The sequence below is a fragment of the Streptomyces sp. NPDC059816 genome, from assembly GCF_042732055.1.
Taxonomy (GTDB): Bacteria; Actinomycetota; Actinomycetes; order Streptomycetales; family Streptomycetaceae; genus Streptomyces.
In genome coordinates, this window is the sequence record NZ_JBHWIQ010000006.1 from 222007 (window position 1) to 238245 (window position 16239).

Below are 16239 nucleotides of genomic sequence, written 5' to 3' on the forward strand. Positions count from 1 at the left end.
GTCCGCGTTGTCAGCGCGGCGGTCCACAATGGTCGGCATCCGTACCCGTTCCCTGTCCTGGCACACACGTGAAGGAGCCGCAGCAGCGATGGCCCGCCGCAGCACCAAGACCCCGCCGCCCGACGAGTTCGAGGAGAGGATCCTCGACATCGACGTCGTCGACGAGATGCAGGGCTCCTTCCTCGAGTACGCGTACTCGGTCATCTACTCGCGTGCGCTGCCCGACGCCCGTGACGGCATGAAGCCGGTGCAGCGCCGCATCGTCTACCAGATGAACGAGATGGGCCTGCGCCCCGACCGCGGCTATGTGAAGTGCGCCCGGGTCGTCGGCGAGGTGATGGGCAAGCTGCACCCGCACGGCGACTCGTCGATCTACGACGCCCTGGTGCGGATGGCGCAGCCCTTCTCCATGCGGCTGCCCCTCGTCGACGGGCACGGGAACTTCGGTTCCCTCGGCAACGACGACCCGCCGGCCGCGATGCGGTACACCGAGTGCCGGATGGCGGACGCCACTTCGCTGATGACGGAGTCGATCGACGAGGACACCGTCGACTTCGCGCCCAACTACGACGGCCAGGAGCGGGAGCCGGTGGCGCTGCCGGCCGCCTACCCGAACCTCCTGGTCAACGGCTCGTCGGGGATCGCCGTCGGCATGGCGACGAACATGCCGCCGCACAACCTGGGCGAGGTCATCGCGGCGGCCCGCCACCTCATCAGGTATCCGGGCGCCGACCTGGAGACCCTGATGAAGCACGTGCCGGGTCCCGACCTGCCCACCGGCGGGCGGGTCGTCGGCCTGTCCGGCATCCGGGACGCCTACGAGACCGGACGCGGCACCTTCAAGATCCGTGCGACCGTCTCCGTGGAGGCGGTGACGGCCCGCCGCAAGGGCCTGGTGGTCACGGAGCTGCCGTTCACGGTGGGCCCCGAGAAGGTCATCGCGAAGATCAAGGACCTGGTGGGCTCCAAGAAGCTCCAGGGCATCGCGGACGTCAAGGACCTCACCGACCGCGCGCACGGGCTGCGGCTGGTGATCGAGATCAAGAACGGCTTCGTCCCGGAGGCCGTCCTGGAGCACCTGTACAAGCTGACGCCGATGGAGGAGTCCTTCGGCATCAACAACGTCGCCCTGGTCGACGGCCAGCCCCTCACGCTGGGCCTCAAGGAACTCCTGGAGGTGTACCTGGACCACCGGTTCACCGTGGTGCGCCGCCGCAGCGAGTTCCGGCGCACCAAGCGGCGCGACCGGCTGCACCTGGTGGAGGGGCTGTTGGTGGCGCTCGTCGACATCGACGAGGTCATCCGGGTGATCCGCTCCAGCGACAACAGCGCCCAGGCCAAGGAGCGGCTGATCGACCGCTTCTCGCTGAGCGAGATCCAGACCCAGTACATCCTGGACACCCCGCTGCGCCGGCTGACCAGGTTCGACCGGATCGAGCTGGAGTCGGAGCGCGACCGGCTGACCGCCGAGATCGCCGAACTCACGCGGATCCTGGAGTCCGACGGCGAGCTGCGCAAGCTCGTGTCGGGCGAATTGGCGGCGGTCGCCAAGAAGTTCGGCACCCCGCGGCGCACCGTGTTGCTGGAGTCCTCGGGCACCGCCCCGGCCACCGCGGTGCCGCTCCAGGTCGCCGACGACCCGTGCCGGGTCCTGCTGTCCTCCACCGGTCTGCTGGCGCGCACCGCCACCGCCGAGCCGTTCACGGAGGGCGAGGGCGGTCGCACCAAGCACGACGTGATCGTGTCGGCGGTGCCCGCGACCGCGCGCGGTGAGGTGGGCGCGGTGACGTCGACCGGTCGGCTGCTGCGGATCGCGGTGGTCGACCTGCCTCAGCTCCCGGACACGGCGTCGGCTCCGGTCCTGTCGGGCGGTGCACCGATCGCCGAGTTCCTGACCCTGGAGGCGGACGAGGACCTGGTCTGCCTGACCACCCTCGACGAGTCCTCGCCGGGTCTCGCGCTCGGTACCGCGCAGGGGGTCGTCAAGCGGGTGGTGCCGGACTATCCGTCCAACAAGGACGAGTTGGAGGTCATCGCGCTGCGCGAGGGCGACCGGATCGTGGGCGCGGCGGAGCTGCGGACGGGCGACGAGGACCTGGTCTTCATCACGGACGACGCCCAGTTGCTGCGCTTCCAGGCGTCCCAGGTGCGTCCGCAGGGGCGTCCGGCGGGCGGCATGGCGGGCATCAAGCTCGCGGACGGGGCGAAGGTGATCTCGTTCTCCGCGGTCGACCCGGCGGTCGATGCGATGGTCTTCACGGTCGCGGGGTCCCGCGGCACGCTCGACGACTCGGTGCAGACGACGGCGAAGCTCACCCCCTTCGACCAGTACCCGCGCAAGGGCCGGGCCACCGGCGGGGTGCGGTGCCAGCGGTTCCTCAAGGGCGAGGACTGCCTGAGCCTCGCCTGGGCCGGTGCGGCTCCGCCGCGCGCGGCGCAGCGGGGCGGCGCCCCGGTGGACCTGCCGGAGGTCGACCCGCGGCGCGACGGCTCGGGGCTGCCGCTGGACAAGACGGTCGGGGTCGTCGCCGGCCCGGTGTGACCCGCGGGCCGGCGGGCACGGCCCTCACACCCGGTCGGGGACCTCGGGGTCCTCGGCCGGGTACGGGTGGTCGGCGGGGGCGTCGGGATCGTCCTGCCCAGGGACGTAACGCAGGACGCCCCACATGGTGTGTTCCTCGGGCGTCCCCTCGTCGGGGAGGGTGCGGCAGCGGTCGAGCCCGGCCTCCAGGGCCGTGGTGTCGATGCCCGATCCGATGAGCACGAGTCGGGTGCCGCGGGCGTCCCCCGCGGGCCACGGCTCGGGGGAGAAGCGCAGGAACCGTCCCACCGAGTGGACCGTGTAGCGGTGGTCCGGGTCGGCCGCGCCGAAGTCGACGTGGCCCTTGATCCGGTAGAGCCCCTCGGGCCTGCTGTCGAGGAAGTCCATCAGCCGGCGCGGGTGCAGCCCCCCGGCGGCCCGGAAGGACACCGTCTCGTACGCGGTGTGCAGGTGCTCCGGGGCGTGCGGGTGCGCGGTGCCATCGGCGTCCCCCGGGGAACTCCCCGACAGGGCCAGGTCGTCGAAGGAGAGCTGGCCCACCCGTTCCTCGACGGCCTTGCGGTCGAAGAGCAGCTCGGGGTCGATCCGCCCGAAGTCCGCGGTCACCACGGCGGCCCGGTCCACCAGGGAGGCGACCGTGTCCAGCACCCGCCGCAGCTCCTCCCCGGGCACCCGGTCGGCCTTGTTGACGACCACCAGGTCGGCGATGCGCAGATGCCGGTCGAGTTCCGGGTGGCGCAGCCGTGTCGCAGCGAACTCGACGGCGTCGACGACCTCCACGAGCCCCCCGTACACGATGCGCGGGTTCTCGCTCGCCAGCACCATCCGCACCAGTTCCTGGGGCTCCGCCAGGCCGCTGGCCTCGATGACGATGATGTCGATCCGGGCCGAGGGCCGGGTCAGCCGCTCCAGGTAGGTGTCGAGTTCGCTGACGTCGACGGCGCAGCACAGGCAGCCGTTGCCCAGGGAGACGGTGGAGTCGCCGAGCTGACCGGCGACCGCCATGGCGTCGATCTCGATGGACCCGAAGTCGTTGACGACGGCCCCGATGCGGCTGCCGCGGCTGCTGTGCAGCAGATGGTTGAGCAGTGTGGTCTTGCCCGCGCCCAGGAACCCCGCGAGCACGATGACCGGGATCTGCTGCTGACTCAACACGTGCCCTCTCGCCTGCGCCCGGCCGGTCCGGCGGGACGTCCGGGCGTCTGCTACCGCCCCCGCGGGGCGCCGGGCGACCAGGATACGAGGGCTGTACCGGTCCGCGACCCGGCACGCCGTCCGGTCCGGGGCGGCCCGCCGGTGGTCCGGGGTAACCCGGGCGGTGGTCCGGGGCCCAGCGGTGATCCGGGGCGGCGCGGCCGGGCGGGAAGTCCCCGCGACCGAAGCCAGGTTAGGCTCACCTCTGTGAGTACGTGCACAAGCGCTTCGCGGGACTTCGACGAGCCGCTCGCCGGAACCGCGGCCACCGCCCGGACCTGGCTGCTCGTCGAACAGCCGGGCCCCTGGGGCGCCAAGGCCCTCACGTCGAGCCGGCTGGACCCGGCGCTCGGTCGGGCCCTGGAGGCCGCGGCGACGGACACCGGGGTGCGCGTGGCCCTGATCCGCCGACCGGGGCGGCCCGCCGACCGGCAGGTGCCGGGTCGGCGACGGGTGTACGCGGCCCACACGGTGCCCGGCGCGAGCTGGCTGCGGGAGTCGGTCGAGGGCGACCCCGCCCGCCTGCTGGACCTGGACTTCCGGGCGCTCGGCGCGGGCGACCACAGCGGCTTCGACCGGGCGATGGGCGCGTCCGCGCACCGCGGCGCCCCGTTGACGCTGGTGTGCACGAACGGCAAGCGGGACCGCTGCTGTGCGCTGCTGGGGCGTCCGCTGGCGCAGGAGCTGGCCGCCTCCGGGGTGGACGGCGCCTGGGAGGTCACCCACATCGGGGGCCATCGCTTCTCCCCCACGGTGCTGGTGCTCCCCCACGGCTACGCGTACGGCAGGGTCGAGGCGCCGTTGGTGAAGGAGATCCTGTCGGCGGTCGCGGACGGCCGGATCGTCACGGAGCGCTGCCGGGGCGGCTCGGCGTGGGAACGCCCGGGCCAGGCCGCCGAACTGGCGGTGCGCACGGCCGCGCGGGAGTTCACGGCGGGCGTGCTGAGCGTCGTACGGACCGAGGGGGCGGCGCCCCGCTGGGAGGTGACCGTGGCCCATGCGGACGGCCGCGGGTGGCGCGTCACGGTCGCCCAGGGGGCCTCGTTGCCGGCGCGGCCGGAGAGCTGCGGCGCCGCCCTGGCCACCCCGGCCCGTATGGACGTGGTCGCGGTCCGTGAGGTGAGCCCGACGCCGGGCGGGTGACCCGACCACCACGGAACGTATCCGCACATCAACGCCACGAGATACCCACCACAGGGACTACGGGGAAGCGGCCCCGGCCCCGTACCGTTCGTACACATGAGCTCGTCTCCCCCCACGCGACGCCTGCGCCTCGGTCTGCCCCGGCGGATGTTCTCCCAGGTGCTCCTGATGCAGCTCGCGATCGCCGCGGGCGTCGCCGTGCTGGCCACGGGCCTGTTCCTGGCGCCGCTCAGCGACCAGCTCGACGACCAGGCGATGCGCCGCGCCCTGTCCATCGCGCAGACGACGGCCGCGCAGCCGCAGATCGCCCGGGACGTGAAGGAGTCCCTGCCGACGCCCGGCGGACCCGTCCAGGACGTTGCGGACCGCATCCGACGGGCGAGCGGCGCCGAGTACATCGTGATCATGAACACGGACGGGGTGCGCTGGTCGCACACGGACGTCCACCAGATCGGGAAGCTCGTCTCCACGGACCCCAGCGCCGCCCTGGCGGGCCACGAGGTGATGGAGATAGACAACGGCACCCTCGGGCGGTCCGCACGGGGCAAGGTGCCGTTGCAGGACGCACGGGGCGAGATCATCGGGGCGGTGTCGGTCGGCATCGAGTACGACAGCGTGCGCGCCCGGCTCATCCACACCATCCCCAGCCTGCTCGCCTACGCGGGCGGTGCGCTGGCGGTCGGTGCGATCGCGGCCTATCTGATCTCCCGGCGGGTCCAGAAGCAGACCCGGGACCTCGCCTTCTCGGACATCTCCGCGCTGCTGGCCGAGCGCGAGGCGATGCTGCACGGCATCCGCGAGGGCGTGGTGGCCCTCGACCGCCACGGCCGCATCCGGCTGCTCAACGACGAGGCCCACCGGCTGCTGAACCTCGGCACCGAAGCGGTCGGCCGCTCGTTGGACTCGGCGCTGGGCCCGGGCCGCACCACCGACGTCCTGGCCGGCCGGGTGACCGGTACCGACCTGGTGACCGTCCGCGGCACCCGGGTGCTGATCGCGAACCGGATGCCCACCGACGACGGCGGCGCCGTGGCCACCCTGCGGGACCGCACCGAACTGGAGCAGCTGGGCCGCGAGCTGGACTCGACGCGCGGTCTGATCGACGCCCTGCGGGCCCAGGACCACGAACACGCGAACCGCATGCACACCCTGCTCGGCCTGTTGGAGTTGGAGATGTACGAGGAGGCCGTCGAGTTCGTCGGCGAGGTCGCGGGGGCGCACCGGGTCACCGCCGAGCAGATCACCGAGAAGATCCACGACCCGCTGCTCGCCGCCCTGCTGGTCGGCAAGGCGACGGTCGCGGCCGAGCGCGGCGTCTCGCTCGCGGTGTCGCCCGACACCTGGCTGCCGGACCGGCTGATCGATCCGCGCGGGCTGGTCACCATCGTCGGCAACCTCGTGGACAACGCACTGGACGCCGCCTCCGGCTCCTCGGACGCCTGGGTCGAGGTGGTGCTGCGGGCGGAGGGCCGGGCGGCGGTGCTGCGGGTGCAGGACACCGGCCCCGGGGTGCCGCCCGACCAACGGGAGACCATCTTCCTGGAGGGGTGGACGACCAAGAAGGCCCCCGCGCGCGGCAAGCGGGGCATCGGTCTGGCGCTGGTGCGCAGACTGGCCGAGCGCCAGGGCGGTGACGCGGAGGTCACCGAGGCTCCGGGCGGCGGTGCGCAGTTCACCGTGCGGCTGCCGGAGGCCCTGTCCGAGGCGGAACTGACGCAGGCGGAGGAGTCGCGGTGATCGAGGTCCTGGTCGTCGACGACGACATCCGAGTGGCGGACGTGAACGCGGCCTACGTGGAGAAGATCGCCGGGTTCCGGGTGGTGGCGAAGGCGTACAACGCGGCCGAGGCGTTGGACTGCGTGGAGGGCGGCGAGGTCGACCTTGTCCTCCTCGACCACTACCTGCCCGACGAGACGGGCCTGGACGTGGTGCGCAGGCTGCGCGAGCGGGGCCACGAGACCGACGTGATCATGGTGACGGCCGCGCGGGACGTGGGCACCGTGCAGGCGGCGATGCGCCTCGGCGCCCTCCAGTACCTGGTGAAGCCGTTCGCGTTCTCCGGGTTGCGGACCAAGTTGGAGGCGTACGCGGCCCTCCAGCGCACCCTGCGCGGCGGTGGCGAGGCCGAGCAGGCGGAGGTCGACCGGATCTTCGGCGCGCTGGCCGTGACCGGGGAGCCGGACCTGCCGAAGGGGCACTCCCCCACCACCGCGGAGCTGGTGCGCAAGGTGCTGGTGTCCGCCGACGGCCCGGTCTCCGCCCAGGAGTTGGCCGACCGCACCCAGCTCAGCCGGCAGACCGCGGCGCGGTACCTGAAGCTGCTGGAGCGGGCGGGCCGGGTGCGCCTCAGCCTGAAGTACGGGGAGACGGGACGCCCGGAGCACCGCTACGCGTGGGCCACGCGCGGGTGAGCCCCCGCGCGCGGGGGAAGTAGCGCGGGGGCTCACGTGAGGGGGCTCGTCGAGCCCGTGGTCTGTGTCCTGCGTCCTGGTCGGGATCAGCGCCGGACGGTCTTCGCGGGCCGGATGGCTCCGGTGCCGCCGTACGCGTCGGGCACGGTCCTGGCCGACCGGCCCACCGGGGAGGGGCTGCCGTGCTCCGCCTCGTCGACGGTCGTCTGCTCCTGGCGCGGTGCGGGCACCCCGGAGCCGTCGCCCACGGACCCTCCGCTCACCAGGGACAGTCCCACGAGGGCGCCCAACGCCATCAGCCCAGCGCCGGCGGCCGACCTCCATCGGTTGGTGTCCGGCATGCGCATCACGTCCTCGTGAGGTGGATCAGCCTGACGGCCGCGTCAGGAGCCGGAGGTGCGGCGACCCTTCCCGGGGGAGCGGGAGGGGCCGCCGGGCCTTCAGCGGGGCGTACAGGGGCCCGGGGCGGTAGCGGAGGGCGGGGTCGACGTCTACCCCGGCCCCGACGGCCCGAGCGGGAGTCTGCGGGCGGCACCGGATCACCGGGCCGTCGCGCGGGACCGCCTCCGTTCCCGGCGACCGGAGCACCGTCCGGTCGCCCTGCTGGTATCTGTGGTCATGGCCCGGCACCGTAGGTGGCGGGCGCGTCACAGTGCGATCCTTGTGCGCGCTGGCCCATCTTCTGATTGCAAAACCCTGTTGTGCTCGTTTTGTGCGCGCTAGAACAACGAAGCCTCACCGAGGGCTTAACCAGAAAGGCCCGGTCGATGATTGACGTCCTGGTCGTGGACGACGACTTCCGCGTCGCCGAGATCAACGCCCGCTACGTGGCCAAGGTCCCCGGCTTCCGCGTGGCCGGTCGCGCCCACGACGCCGCCCAGGCCCTCGCCTCCGTGGAGCGCGAGGAGATAGACCTGGTGCTGCTCGACCACTACCTGCCCGACCGGACCGGGCTGTCCCTGGTGCAACACATGCGCCAACTGGGTCACCGCACCGATGTGATCATGATCACAGCAGCGAGTGACGTCACCACCGTGCAGGACGCCATGCGCCTCGGCGCCCTGCACTACCTGGTGAAACCGTTCACCTTCGACGCCCTGCGCAGCCGACTGGAGGCGTACGCGGCCCTACGCCGCACGGTGGACCGCGTCGGGGGCAGCGGGATGGCCGCCCAGGAACAGGTCGACCGGATCTTCGGCGCGTTGCGCACCACCACGCCGACCGCGACCCAGGGGTTGCCCAGCGGGCACTCGGTGCCCACGACGGACCTGATCTGCGGAGTCCTCCACCGGGCCGGACAGCCGCTGTCCGCGCACGAGGTGGCGGAACGGACGGGGCTGAGCCGCTCCACCGCACAGCGCTACCTGCGCCACCTGGAACAGGCCGGCCGCCTCCAACTCACCCTGCGGTACGGGGACACGGGCCGGCCGGAGCACCGGTACGCCTGGGTGTCCCCGCGCGGCTCGGACCGCTAGCGGCCCGCGCGCGCCGGTGCGGGGCGCGCATGAGGTTCGGCGCCCGGGCGGGCGCCGAACCGGACAGCGGACCGACGCCGGATCGGGCGCCGGACGCAGACGACGGATCAGGCGTCGATGCGCGACCGGTCGAGCGTCGCCGCGGAGCTGGTGATGAACTCCTTGCGCGGCGCCACCTCGTTGCCCATGAGCAGGTCGAACACCTGCTCCGCCGCTTCGAGATCGGCGATGTTGATCCTGCGCAGCGTGCGGAACCTCGGGTCCATCGTCGTCTCGGCCAACTGGTCGGCGTCCATCTCGCCGAGCCCCTTGTAACGCTGGATGCCGTCCTTGTAGCGGACGTTCTTGCGCTGGAACTCCAGCAGGGTCTCCCGCAGTTCGCGGTCCGAGTACGTGTACACGTACTTGTCCTGGCCCTTCTTGGGCTGGACCAGCTCGATCCGGTGCAGCGGCGGGACCGCCGCGAAGACCCGACCGGCCGCGACCATGGGCCGCATGTACCGCTGGAACAGCGTCAACAGCAGACAGCGGATGTGCGCGCCGTCCACATCGGCGTCGACCAGCAGGATGATCTTCCCGTAGCGGGCCGCGTCGAGGTCGAAGGTGCGGCCGGAGCCGGCTCCTATGACCTGGATGATCGCCCCGCACTCGGCGTTCTTGAGCATGTCCGAGACGGACGACTTCTGAACGTTGAGGATCTTTCCGCGGATCGGCAGCAACGCCTGGAACTCGGAGTTCCGGGCGAGCTTCGCCGTGCCGAGCGCGGAGTCCCCCTCCACGATGAACAACTCACTGCGCTCCACGTCGTCGCTGCGGCAGTCGGCGAGCTTGGCGGGCAGCGAGGAGGACTCCAGGGCCGTCTTGCGACGCTGGGCCTCCTTGTGCTGACGGGCGGCGATACGGGTGCGGGCGGCGGCGACCATCTTGTCCATCACCGCACGGGCCTGGGCCTTCGCGTCACGCTTCGTGGCCGTGAGGAAGGTCTTGAGCTCCTTGGCGACCACCGCGGCCACGATCCGGTTGGCCGCTGAGGTGCCCAGGACCTCCTTGGTCTGCCCCTCGAACTGGGGCTCGGCGAGCCGGACGGTGACGACCGCGGTCAGCCCCTCCAGGGCGTCGTCCTTGACGACGTCGTCCTCGGCGACCCGCAGCAGCTTCTGGGCGCGGAGCACCTCGTTCACCGTCTTGGTCACGGAACGTTCGAACCCGGTGACGTGCGTACCGCCCTTGGGCGTCGCGATGATGTTGACGAACGACTTGACCGTGGTGTCGTACCCGGTGCCCCAGCGCATGGCGACGTCCACGCCCAGCTCGCGGGTGACCTCGGTCGGGGTCATCTGCCCCCGGTCGTCGAGGACCGGGACGGTCTCCTTGAAGGTGCCCTGGCCGGAGAAGCGCACGACGTCGCAGACCGCCTTGTCGCTGGCGAGGTACTCGCAGAACTCGCTGATGCCCCCGTCGAAGCGGAAGGACTCCTCGCCCTTGCTGCCGCCCTCACCGAGGCCGAGCTCGTCCCGGACGACGATCGTGAGGCCGGGCACCAGGAAAGCGGTCTGTCGGGCGCGCTGGTGGAGCGTCTCCAGGTTGAGCTTGGCGTCCTTGAGGAAGATCTGCCGGTCCGCCCAGTAGCGCACCCGCGTGCCGGTGCGCGTCTTGGGGACCCGCTTGGCCTTGCGCAGACCGGGCCCCGGCTCGAAGGTCGCCTCCGCTCCCGGCTTGGCGAAGGCTCCGGGGACGCCCCGGCGGAAGCTGATCGCGTGGGTGTTGCCCCCCCGGTCCACCTCGACATCGAGGCGGGCCGACAGGGCGTTCACCACCGAGGCGCCGACGCCGTGCAGGCCGCCGGATGCGGCGTACGAGCCGCCGCCGAACTTCCCGCCGGCGTGCAGCTTGGTCAGGACGACCTCGACACCGGACAGCCCCGTCTTGGGCTCGACGTCGACCGGGATGCCACGACCGTTGTCGCGGACCTCGACCGAACCGTCGTCGTGGAGGACCACGTCGATGTGGTCGCAGTAGCCGCCCAGGGCCTCGTCGACGGAGTTGTCGATGATCTCCCAGAGGCAGTGCATCAGGCCACGGCTGTCGGTGGACCCGATGTACATCCCGGGCCGCTTGCGAACCGCTTCCAGCCCCTCCAGGACGAGCAGGTGCCGCGCGGTGTAGTTGGAACCGTCCCGGTCTGCTCCGGTCAGCAGCGCAGTGGACGGCACGGACGTATCGGCGGTCACGCGGTTCGCTCCTCGCTGAATTTCAGATGGGGCCCCGTGGGGTAGGGCCCAGGCTTCGGTCGCCGCTCAGAGGGTACCGAGCCCTGGTAGAGCCGTTGTCACGCCACCCTCAACCCGCACCAAGCCTAGTCGAGGATCGCATGTCTGTTCGATCGCTCGTTGGAGTGAAGTACACATCACGTTCCCTTCCAGGCATGAACCATTTAGGCTCCGGGCACGTCCTCATGAACAACCGGCATCCAGCCGGGAGGACCGAACCGGCAAACCGCGCGAACCCGTACGACACGAAGACACGCACTACGGCACATTCGCCGCCAACCGGCAGCAGACAGCCACCTCGGCAAGATCGGAAAGATTTTTTCGAGGAGAAGCCACGAGCGGGAACGTTTTCGGCCTGGTTGGATGTTGACCCTGGTACGACAGCTCGTCGAGCTAGAGAAGAGGCGACGTGACTACTGTTCTGACCCCCGCGAGCCCGCTGACGGCCGCTGACCGCTGCGACCGTTGCGGCGCCCAGGCTTACCTCCGCGTGGTCCTGTTGAGCGGCGGTGAACTGCTCTTCTGCGCCCACCATGGTCGCAAGTTCGAGCCGGAACTCAAGAAGATCGCCGCGGAGATACAGGACGAGACGGAGCGCCTGAACGCCGCTCCGGCCTCGACCGAGGCCGAGGAACGCTGACACTTCGCATCCACGACGAGCCAGCACCGGCGTCAGGCCGGCGAATCGGGCGGTCCCCGTGTGACGGGGCCCGCCCGCTTGCGTTGCGCACCCTGGCGGTGTGCAGGCGGACGGTAGCGGTGGGTGGTAGCGGCGAGCCGCGGGATTCCGCTGCCGCCGCCCGCCTCCCGTCGCCCACGCTGCTGTCTCCCACCCTGCCGTCGTCGGCCCTGGTGCCCGTTCCCTTGCTGCCCGCCAGGACGGAGCCGGGGTCAGGAGTCGTCGTCGGTGTCCGACTGCTGCGGCTGTTCGGGCCGCTGGACCAAGGCTGACAGCCGGGTGTAGACCCCCGGACGGTCCGGTTGGCCGCAGCCGCTCCCCCAGGACACCAGCCCGATCAACCGTCCGTTCGCCACCAGCGGACCGCCGCTGTCTCCCTGACAGGCGTCCCGGCCCCCTTCCCCCACCCCCGCGCACAACATCGAGTCGGCGAGGTAGCGCCCTTCGGGACCACCGGGGTACGCCCGGCGGCACACCTCGTCCGGCAGCACCTCGACCTGGCTGGAGCGCAGGGCGACCGCGTAGTCACCGCGCCCGGTGACGTCCCCCCAGCCGTAGACGGCCGCGGGCGTACCCGCCTCGTACGCGGGGTCACCGGGACCGGCCACCGCAATGACGTAGCGCTCCGGCAGCGGCTCGGCGAGGGTCACCACCCCCACGTCCCACGCGTTCGTCGTACGGTCGTAGGCCGGACTCACCCAGGTCTCCCGGACGGGCACCTCCACACCGGTTCCGTCCCGCAGGTCGGCGCGCCCCGCGATGACGGCGAGGTCCGCCGCCCGCACCGAGCCGAGCGCCTCGGGCCCCAGGCAGTGGGCCGCGGTCAGCACCCTCGTACGGTCCACCACGACACCGCCGCAGAACTGTCCCGCCCGGGTACCGCCGAACCGGTCACGGCTGGAGAGGGCGACGACCCAGGGGCTGTCCACGATGTCCACCGGACGGCCGCCCACGACCAGGCCGTCGGCGGACGCGGAGGACGGGCCCGCCACGGGCAGCGCGGTGGTGGCCGCCGCCAGCAGCAGCGCTCCGGTCAGGGCACGGACGAGGGGACGGGGCATGCGCTCTCCTCACACAGGGTGGCGATGACCCACCCAGCGTCGACCAACCGGGTCCCCGCCGCACCCGCACACACGCCGGAGGGCCCGGTCCCCACCGGGAACCGGGCCCTCACTGGCGTAACGCCCACGGCCGTGCCCGCCGGGATCGGCGACGGGCAGGAACGGGCGGATCAGTCCAGGTAGTCGCGGAGGACCTGCGAGCGGGACGGGTGGCGCAGCTTCGACATCGTCTTCGACTCGATCTGCCGGATGCGCTCACGGGTGACCCCGTACACCTTGCCGATCTCGTCGAGGGTCTTCGGCTGACCGTCGGTGAGGCCGAACCGCATGGAGACGACGCCCGCCTCGCGCTCGGAGAGCGTGTCGAGCACGGAGTGCAGCTGCTCCTGGAGGAGCGTGAAGCTGACCGCGTCGGCCGGGACGACGGCCTCGGAGTCCTCGATCAGGTCACCGAACTCGCTGTCGCCGTCCTCGCCGAGCGGGGTGTGCAACGAGATCGGCTCACGACCGTACTTCTGGACCTCGATGACCTTCTCGGGGGTCATGTCGAGTTCCTTGGCCAGCTCCTCCGGGGTGGGCTCGCGGCCCAGGTCCTGGAGCATCTGCCGCTGCACGCGGGCGAGCTTGTTGATGACCTCGACCATGTGCACCGGGATGCGGATGGTGCGGGCCTGGTCGGCCATCGCGCGGGTGATCGCCTGCCGGATCCACCAGGTGGCGTACGTGGAGAACTTGTAGCCCTTGGTGTAGTCGAACTTCTCGACCGCGCGGATCAGACCGAGGTTGCCCTCCTGGATCAGGTCGAGGAAGAGCATGCCGCGGCCGGTGTACCGCTTGGCCAGCGAGACGACGAGCCGGAGGTTCGCCTCCAGCAGGTGGTTCTTGGCCCGACGGCCGTCCTCGGCGATGATCTCCAGCTCGCGCTTGAGCTTGGGTGCGAGCTTGTCCGCGTTGGCCAGCTTGTCCTCGGCGAAGAGTCCGGCCTCGATGCGCTTGGCCAGCTCCACCTCCTGCTCGGCGTTGAGGAGGGGGACCTTGCCGATCTGCTTCAGGTAGTCCTTGACCGGGTCGGCGGTGGCACCGGCCGCGGCGACCTGCTGCGCGGGCGCGTCGTCCTCGTCGTCGTCGGACAGGACGAAGCCCTGCGCACCCTCCTCGGCGGGCTCGTCGCCGGGCTTGCCGGGCGTACCCGGGGTTTCCTCGGCCGACTCGTCGTCGAGGACCTCGTCGGCGCCCTTCTTGCTGGTCGCCTTCTTGGCCGTGGTCTTCTTCGCCGTGGTCTTCTTCGCCACGGTCTTCTTGGCGGTGGTCTTCTTCGCCGCCGCCTTCTTGGCGGGCGTCGTCGCGTCGTCGTCGGACGCGCCTGCGGACGCCGAACCGGCGGCCGGCGCTGCTGCGGCCTTCTTGGTGGTGACCGTCTTGGAGGCGACGGTCCTGGTCGCGGTCCGCTTGGCCGGACTCTTCGCTGCGACGCTGCTCTTTCGGGTGCGCTTGGGCTCCGCGGCACTGACCATCAGCGTCACACCCTCTTCCTCGAGGATCTGGTTGAGGCTGCGCAGTACGTTCTTCCACTGAGTGGCCGGAATCTGGTCAGCTTCGAAGGCCCGACGCACGTCATCGCCGGCGATCTGCCCCTCAGCCTTTCCCCGCTCGATGAGCGCCATGACAGAGACGGACTCGGCGATCTCCGGCGGGAGCGTACGGGATGTGCTGGCCGACACGAACAACCTCTCGGAACGTTGGAAAACGGCTTCCGACTCCGTCCACTGCGGACGGGAGCCGACGACCGCCGACTGGGGATGTGTCGACGGCGCGGGCGTGGCCTAGGAGATTCACAGCGCCGTCAACGGCTGCCGTATTCCCTCCTCGGCCTGTCACCTCTTAGGTCATCGCGCAGTGCCCGGGAGCGTTACGGTCAATCTACGTGGCCCGAGTCACACCCCGTAAGCGCACAAAAGATTCTAGACCCGATCAGAAGCGGTCAGGATTTGCGACTGTCTGCCCCAGGTCGATCCGACGTCGCCGTATTGCGTCGTCTTCTTGACCGGCTGGAACGGGGGCCACGCACTCCGCGAGGTGCTGCGGACCCTGCCGCTTCCGGGGCGGGGGAGGGCTCGACGGCCCCGGTCCGATCGGCAGCGTCGACCCGAGTGACCGGATCGACCGGATCGACCGGATCGACGGGCCCAACCGCAGGCGTAGCCGTCCGGGTCCCGCTCCTGCCGGGTCCGCCGCGGGCGGGATGCGTCACGCGTCGCGGGGATGCCGGGCGGGCGGAACAGCGACGGGGTGGGCGGCGCTCGACGGGGTGGGCGGCGGAACGCTCGCCCGCACAGGGGCCGCCGACCCGGCTCGGCGATCCGCGGGGACACCCGCGGATCGCGCCGACGCGCACGCCGGCGGCCCGCCCCGCATCAGCGGGGCGCACCGGGCCGGACGGAAGGGCCTCTCAGTGTTCCCGGGGAGCCGGAACCACGCGCTCCACCTCGGGGTGGGAGGTCAGCAGCTGACGCATCGCGGCCTCGGCGGCCGCCCCGTCACCCTGGGCGAGCGCGTCGACGATGCGGGCGTGGTGGACGAGGGCCCCCTCGTGCGGACGGTCACAACCGGTCACCGGGCCGCCGGAGACCTGGAGCGCGGCCGAAACGATTCCCGACAGGTGCTCCAGCATGCGGTTGCCCGCGGCCTGGATCAGCAGGGCGTGGAACTCGGCGTCCGCGCGGACGAAGGTGACGGCGTCGCCCTGGCCGAGCGCGTGCCCCATGATCTCGACCATGTCGGTGAGGCGCTGCTGCACGTCCTCCCGACCGTGCCCGGCGGCGAGCCGGGCCGCCAGCGGTTCGATCGTCCACTTCAGGTCGTTCAGTTCACGGCGCTGGTCGTCCCGCTGGGGGCCGAAGGCGCGCCACTCGATGATGTCGGGGTCGAGCAGGTTCCAGTCGCTGACCGGGCGCACCCGGGTCCCGACGTTGGGGCGGGCACTGACCAGGCCCTTCGCTTCGAGTACGCGCAGGGACTCCCGGACGACGGTGCGGGAGACCTCGAACCGCTGACCGATCTCCTCGGGCACGAGCGGGCGGTCGGCGCCCAGGTCACCGGAAACGATCATCTGGCCGAGTTGCTGGACGAGTTGGCCGTGCAGACCTCGGCCACGGCTGCCCGCGGCCCGCCTGCCGACGCGGCCCAACTCCTGGTCGGACGTGTCCCAGGCCGATACGCCGCGGTCCGTCGCGGGGGCCTCCGGGTAGGTGTAGCGGTCGAGTCCGCCCGGTCCGGCGAGGCCGGAGTCTGCGGTGCGGGCGGTGGTCATCATGGTGTGCGCAAGGGTACTCACGGAACCTTTGTCGGCCTTGCCCTCAGGGGCCTTGAGGTCTTTGGTGAAAAGCACACGAAAGGGTGATCGCTCACCCCTTCGCAATTGACGCCTTATCGGAAAGAAGTGAACGCCACTCGGGAAGTTGTGT

12 protein-coding genes are annotated in these 16239 nt (G+C 71.3%); 6 read left to right on the top strand and 6 right to left on the bottom strand.

The features are described from left to right. The first annotated feature begins 88 nt into the window (after positions 1-88). The gene (locus ACFV88_RS10900; RefSeq protein ID WP_385488522.1) at positions 89-2542 is read left to right on the top strand and encodes a DNA topoisomerase (ATP-hydrolyzing) subunit A; all 2454 of its coding nucleotides are present in this window, start codon (positions 89-91) and stop codon (positions 2540-2542) included. A gap of 24 nt (positions 2543-2566) precedes the next feature. Here ACFV88_RS10900 and ACFV88_RS10905 read toward each other — a convergent pair whose 3' ends face one another. Further along, positions 2567-3694 (bottom strand): CobW family GTP-binding protein, encoded by a 1128-nt coding sequence (locus ACFV88_RS10905; protein WP_385488525.1) that lies wholly within the window; start codon positions 3692-3694, stop codon positions 2567-2569. A gap of 249 nt (positions 3695-3943) precedes the next feature. Between ACFV88_RS10905 and ACFV88_RS10910 the strand changes: the two genes are divergently transcribed. From ACFV88_RS10910 to ACFV88_RS10920, 3 genes are all read left to right on the top strand, one after another. Beyond that, complete coding sequence (locus ACFV88_RS10910) at positions 3944-4879, top strand: sucrase ferredoxin (RefSeq protein WP_385488526.1); 936 nt, start codon at positions 3944-3946, stop codon at positions 4877-4879. 96 nt (positions 4880-4975) lie between these two features. Beyond that, positions 4976-6616 (top strand): ATP-binding protein, encoded by a 1641-nt coding sequence (locus tag ACFV88_RS10915; RefSeq protein WP_385488529.1) that lies wholly within the window; start codon positions 4976-4978, stop codon positions 6614-6616. Next, positions 6613-7290 carry a response regulator gene (locus ACFV88_RS10920; protein WP_385488530.1) on the top strand — a complete coding sequence of 226 codons (678 nt, stop codon included), beginning with the start codon at positions 6613-6615 and terminating at the stop codon, positions 7288-7290. Before ACFV88_RS10915 ends, ACFV88_RS10920 begins: the two co-directional genes overlap by 4 nt. 86 nt (positions 7291-7376) lie before the next feature. On the opposite strand, the gene ACFV88_RS10925 is transcribed toward ACFV88_RS10920, so the two are convergent. Beyond that, entirely contained in the window at positions 7377-7631 is a 255-nt protein-coding gene (locus ACFV88_RS10925; protein WP_385488533.1) for a hypothetical protein, read from the bottom strand. Positions 7632-8057: 426 nt separating this feature from the next. Here ACFV88_RS10925 and ACFV88_RS10930 point away from each other — a divergent pair, with 426 nt between their 5' ends. Further along, complete coding sequence (locus ACFV88_RS10930) at positions 8058-8765, top strand: response regulator (RefSeq protein WP_385488536.1); 708 nt, start codon at positions 8058-8060, stop codon at positions 8763-8765. Positions 8766-8872: 107 nt separating this feature from the next. Here ACFV88_RS10930 and ACFV88_RS10935 read toward each other — a convergent pair whose 3' ends face one another. After that, positions 8873-10996 carry a type IIA DNA topoisomerase subunit B gene (locus ACFV88_RS10935; RefSeq protein ID WP_385488538.1) on the bottom strand — a complete coding sequence of 708 codons (2124 nt, stop codon included), beginning with the start codon at positions 10994-10996 and terminating at the stop codon, positions 8873-8875. A gap of 448 nt (positions 10997-11444) precedes the next feature. Between ACFV88_RS10935 and ACFV88_RS10940 the strand changes: the two genes are divergently transcribed. Next, the gene (locus tag ACFV88_RS10940; RefSeq protein ID WP_385488540.1) at positions 11445-11675 is read left to right on the top strand and encodes a hypothetical protein; all 231 of its coding nucleotides are present in this window, start codon (positions 11445-11447) and stop codon (positions 11673-11675) included. 251 nt (positions 11676-11926) lie between these two features. Here ACFV88_RS10940 and ACFV88_RS10945 read toward each other — a convergent pair whose 3' ends face one another. The 3 genes from ACFV88_RS10945 to ACFV88_RS10955 form a co-directional block, all read right to left on the bottom strand. Further along, positions 11927-12775 carry a serine protease gene (locus ACFV88_RS10945; protein ID WP_385488541.1) on the bottom strand — a complete coding sequence of 283 codons (849 nt, stop codon included), beginning with the start codon at positions 12773-12775 and terminating at the stop codon, positions 11927-11929. Between the two features lie 170 nt (positions 12776-12945). Continuing rightward, the gene (locus ACFV88_RS10950; RefSeq protein WP_385488543.1) at positions 12946-14502 is read right to left on the bottom strand and encodes an RNA polymerase sigma factor; all 1557 of its coding nucleotides are present in this window, start codon (positions 14500-14502) and stop codon (positions 12946-12948) included. Positions 14503-15224: 722 nt separating this feature from the next. After that, complete coding sequence (locus ACFV88_RS10955; RefSeq protein ID WP_385488544.1) at positions 15225-16109, bottom strand: FadR/GntR family transcriptional regulator; 885 nt, start codon at positions 16107-16109, stop codon at positions 15225-15227. Positions 16110-16239: the final 130 nt, after the last annotated feature.

Coding starts and splice junctions, on each gene's coding strand:
- ACFV88_RS10900 (WP_385488522.1), top strand. CDS start 89: ATGGCCCGCCGCAGCACCAAGACCCCGCCGCCCGACGAGTTCGAGGAG.
- ACFV88_RS10915 (WP_385488529.1), top strand. CDS start 4,976: ATGAGCTCGTCTCCCCCCACGCGACGCCTGCGCCTCGGTCTGCCCCGG.
- ACFV88_RS10925 (WP_385488533.1), bottom strand. CDS start 7,631: ATGCCGGACACCAACCGATGGAGGTCGGCCGCCGGCGCTGGGCTGATG.
- ACFV88_RS10930 (WP_385488536.1), top strand. CDS start 8,058: ATGATTGACGTCCTGGTCGTGGACGACGACTTCCGCGTCGCCGAGATC.
- ACFV88_RS10945 (WP_385488541.1), bottom strand. CDS start 12,775: ATGCCCCGTCCCCTCGTCCGTGCCCTGACCGGAGCGCTGCTGCTGGCG.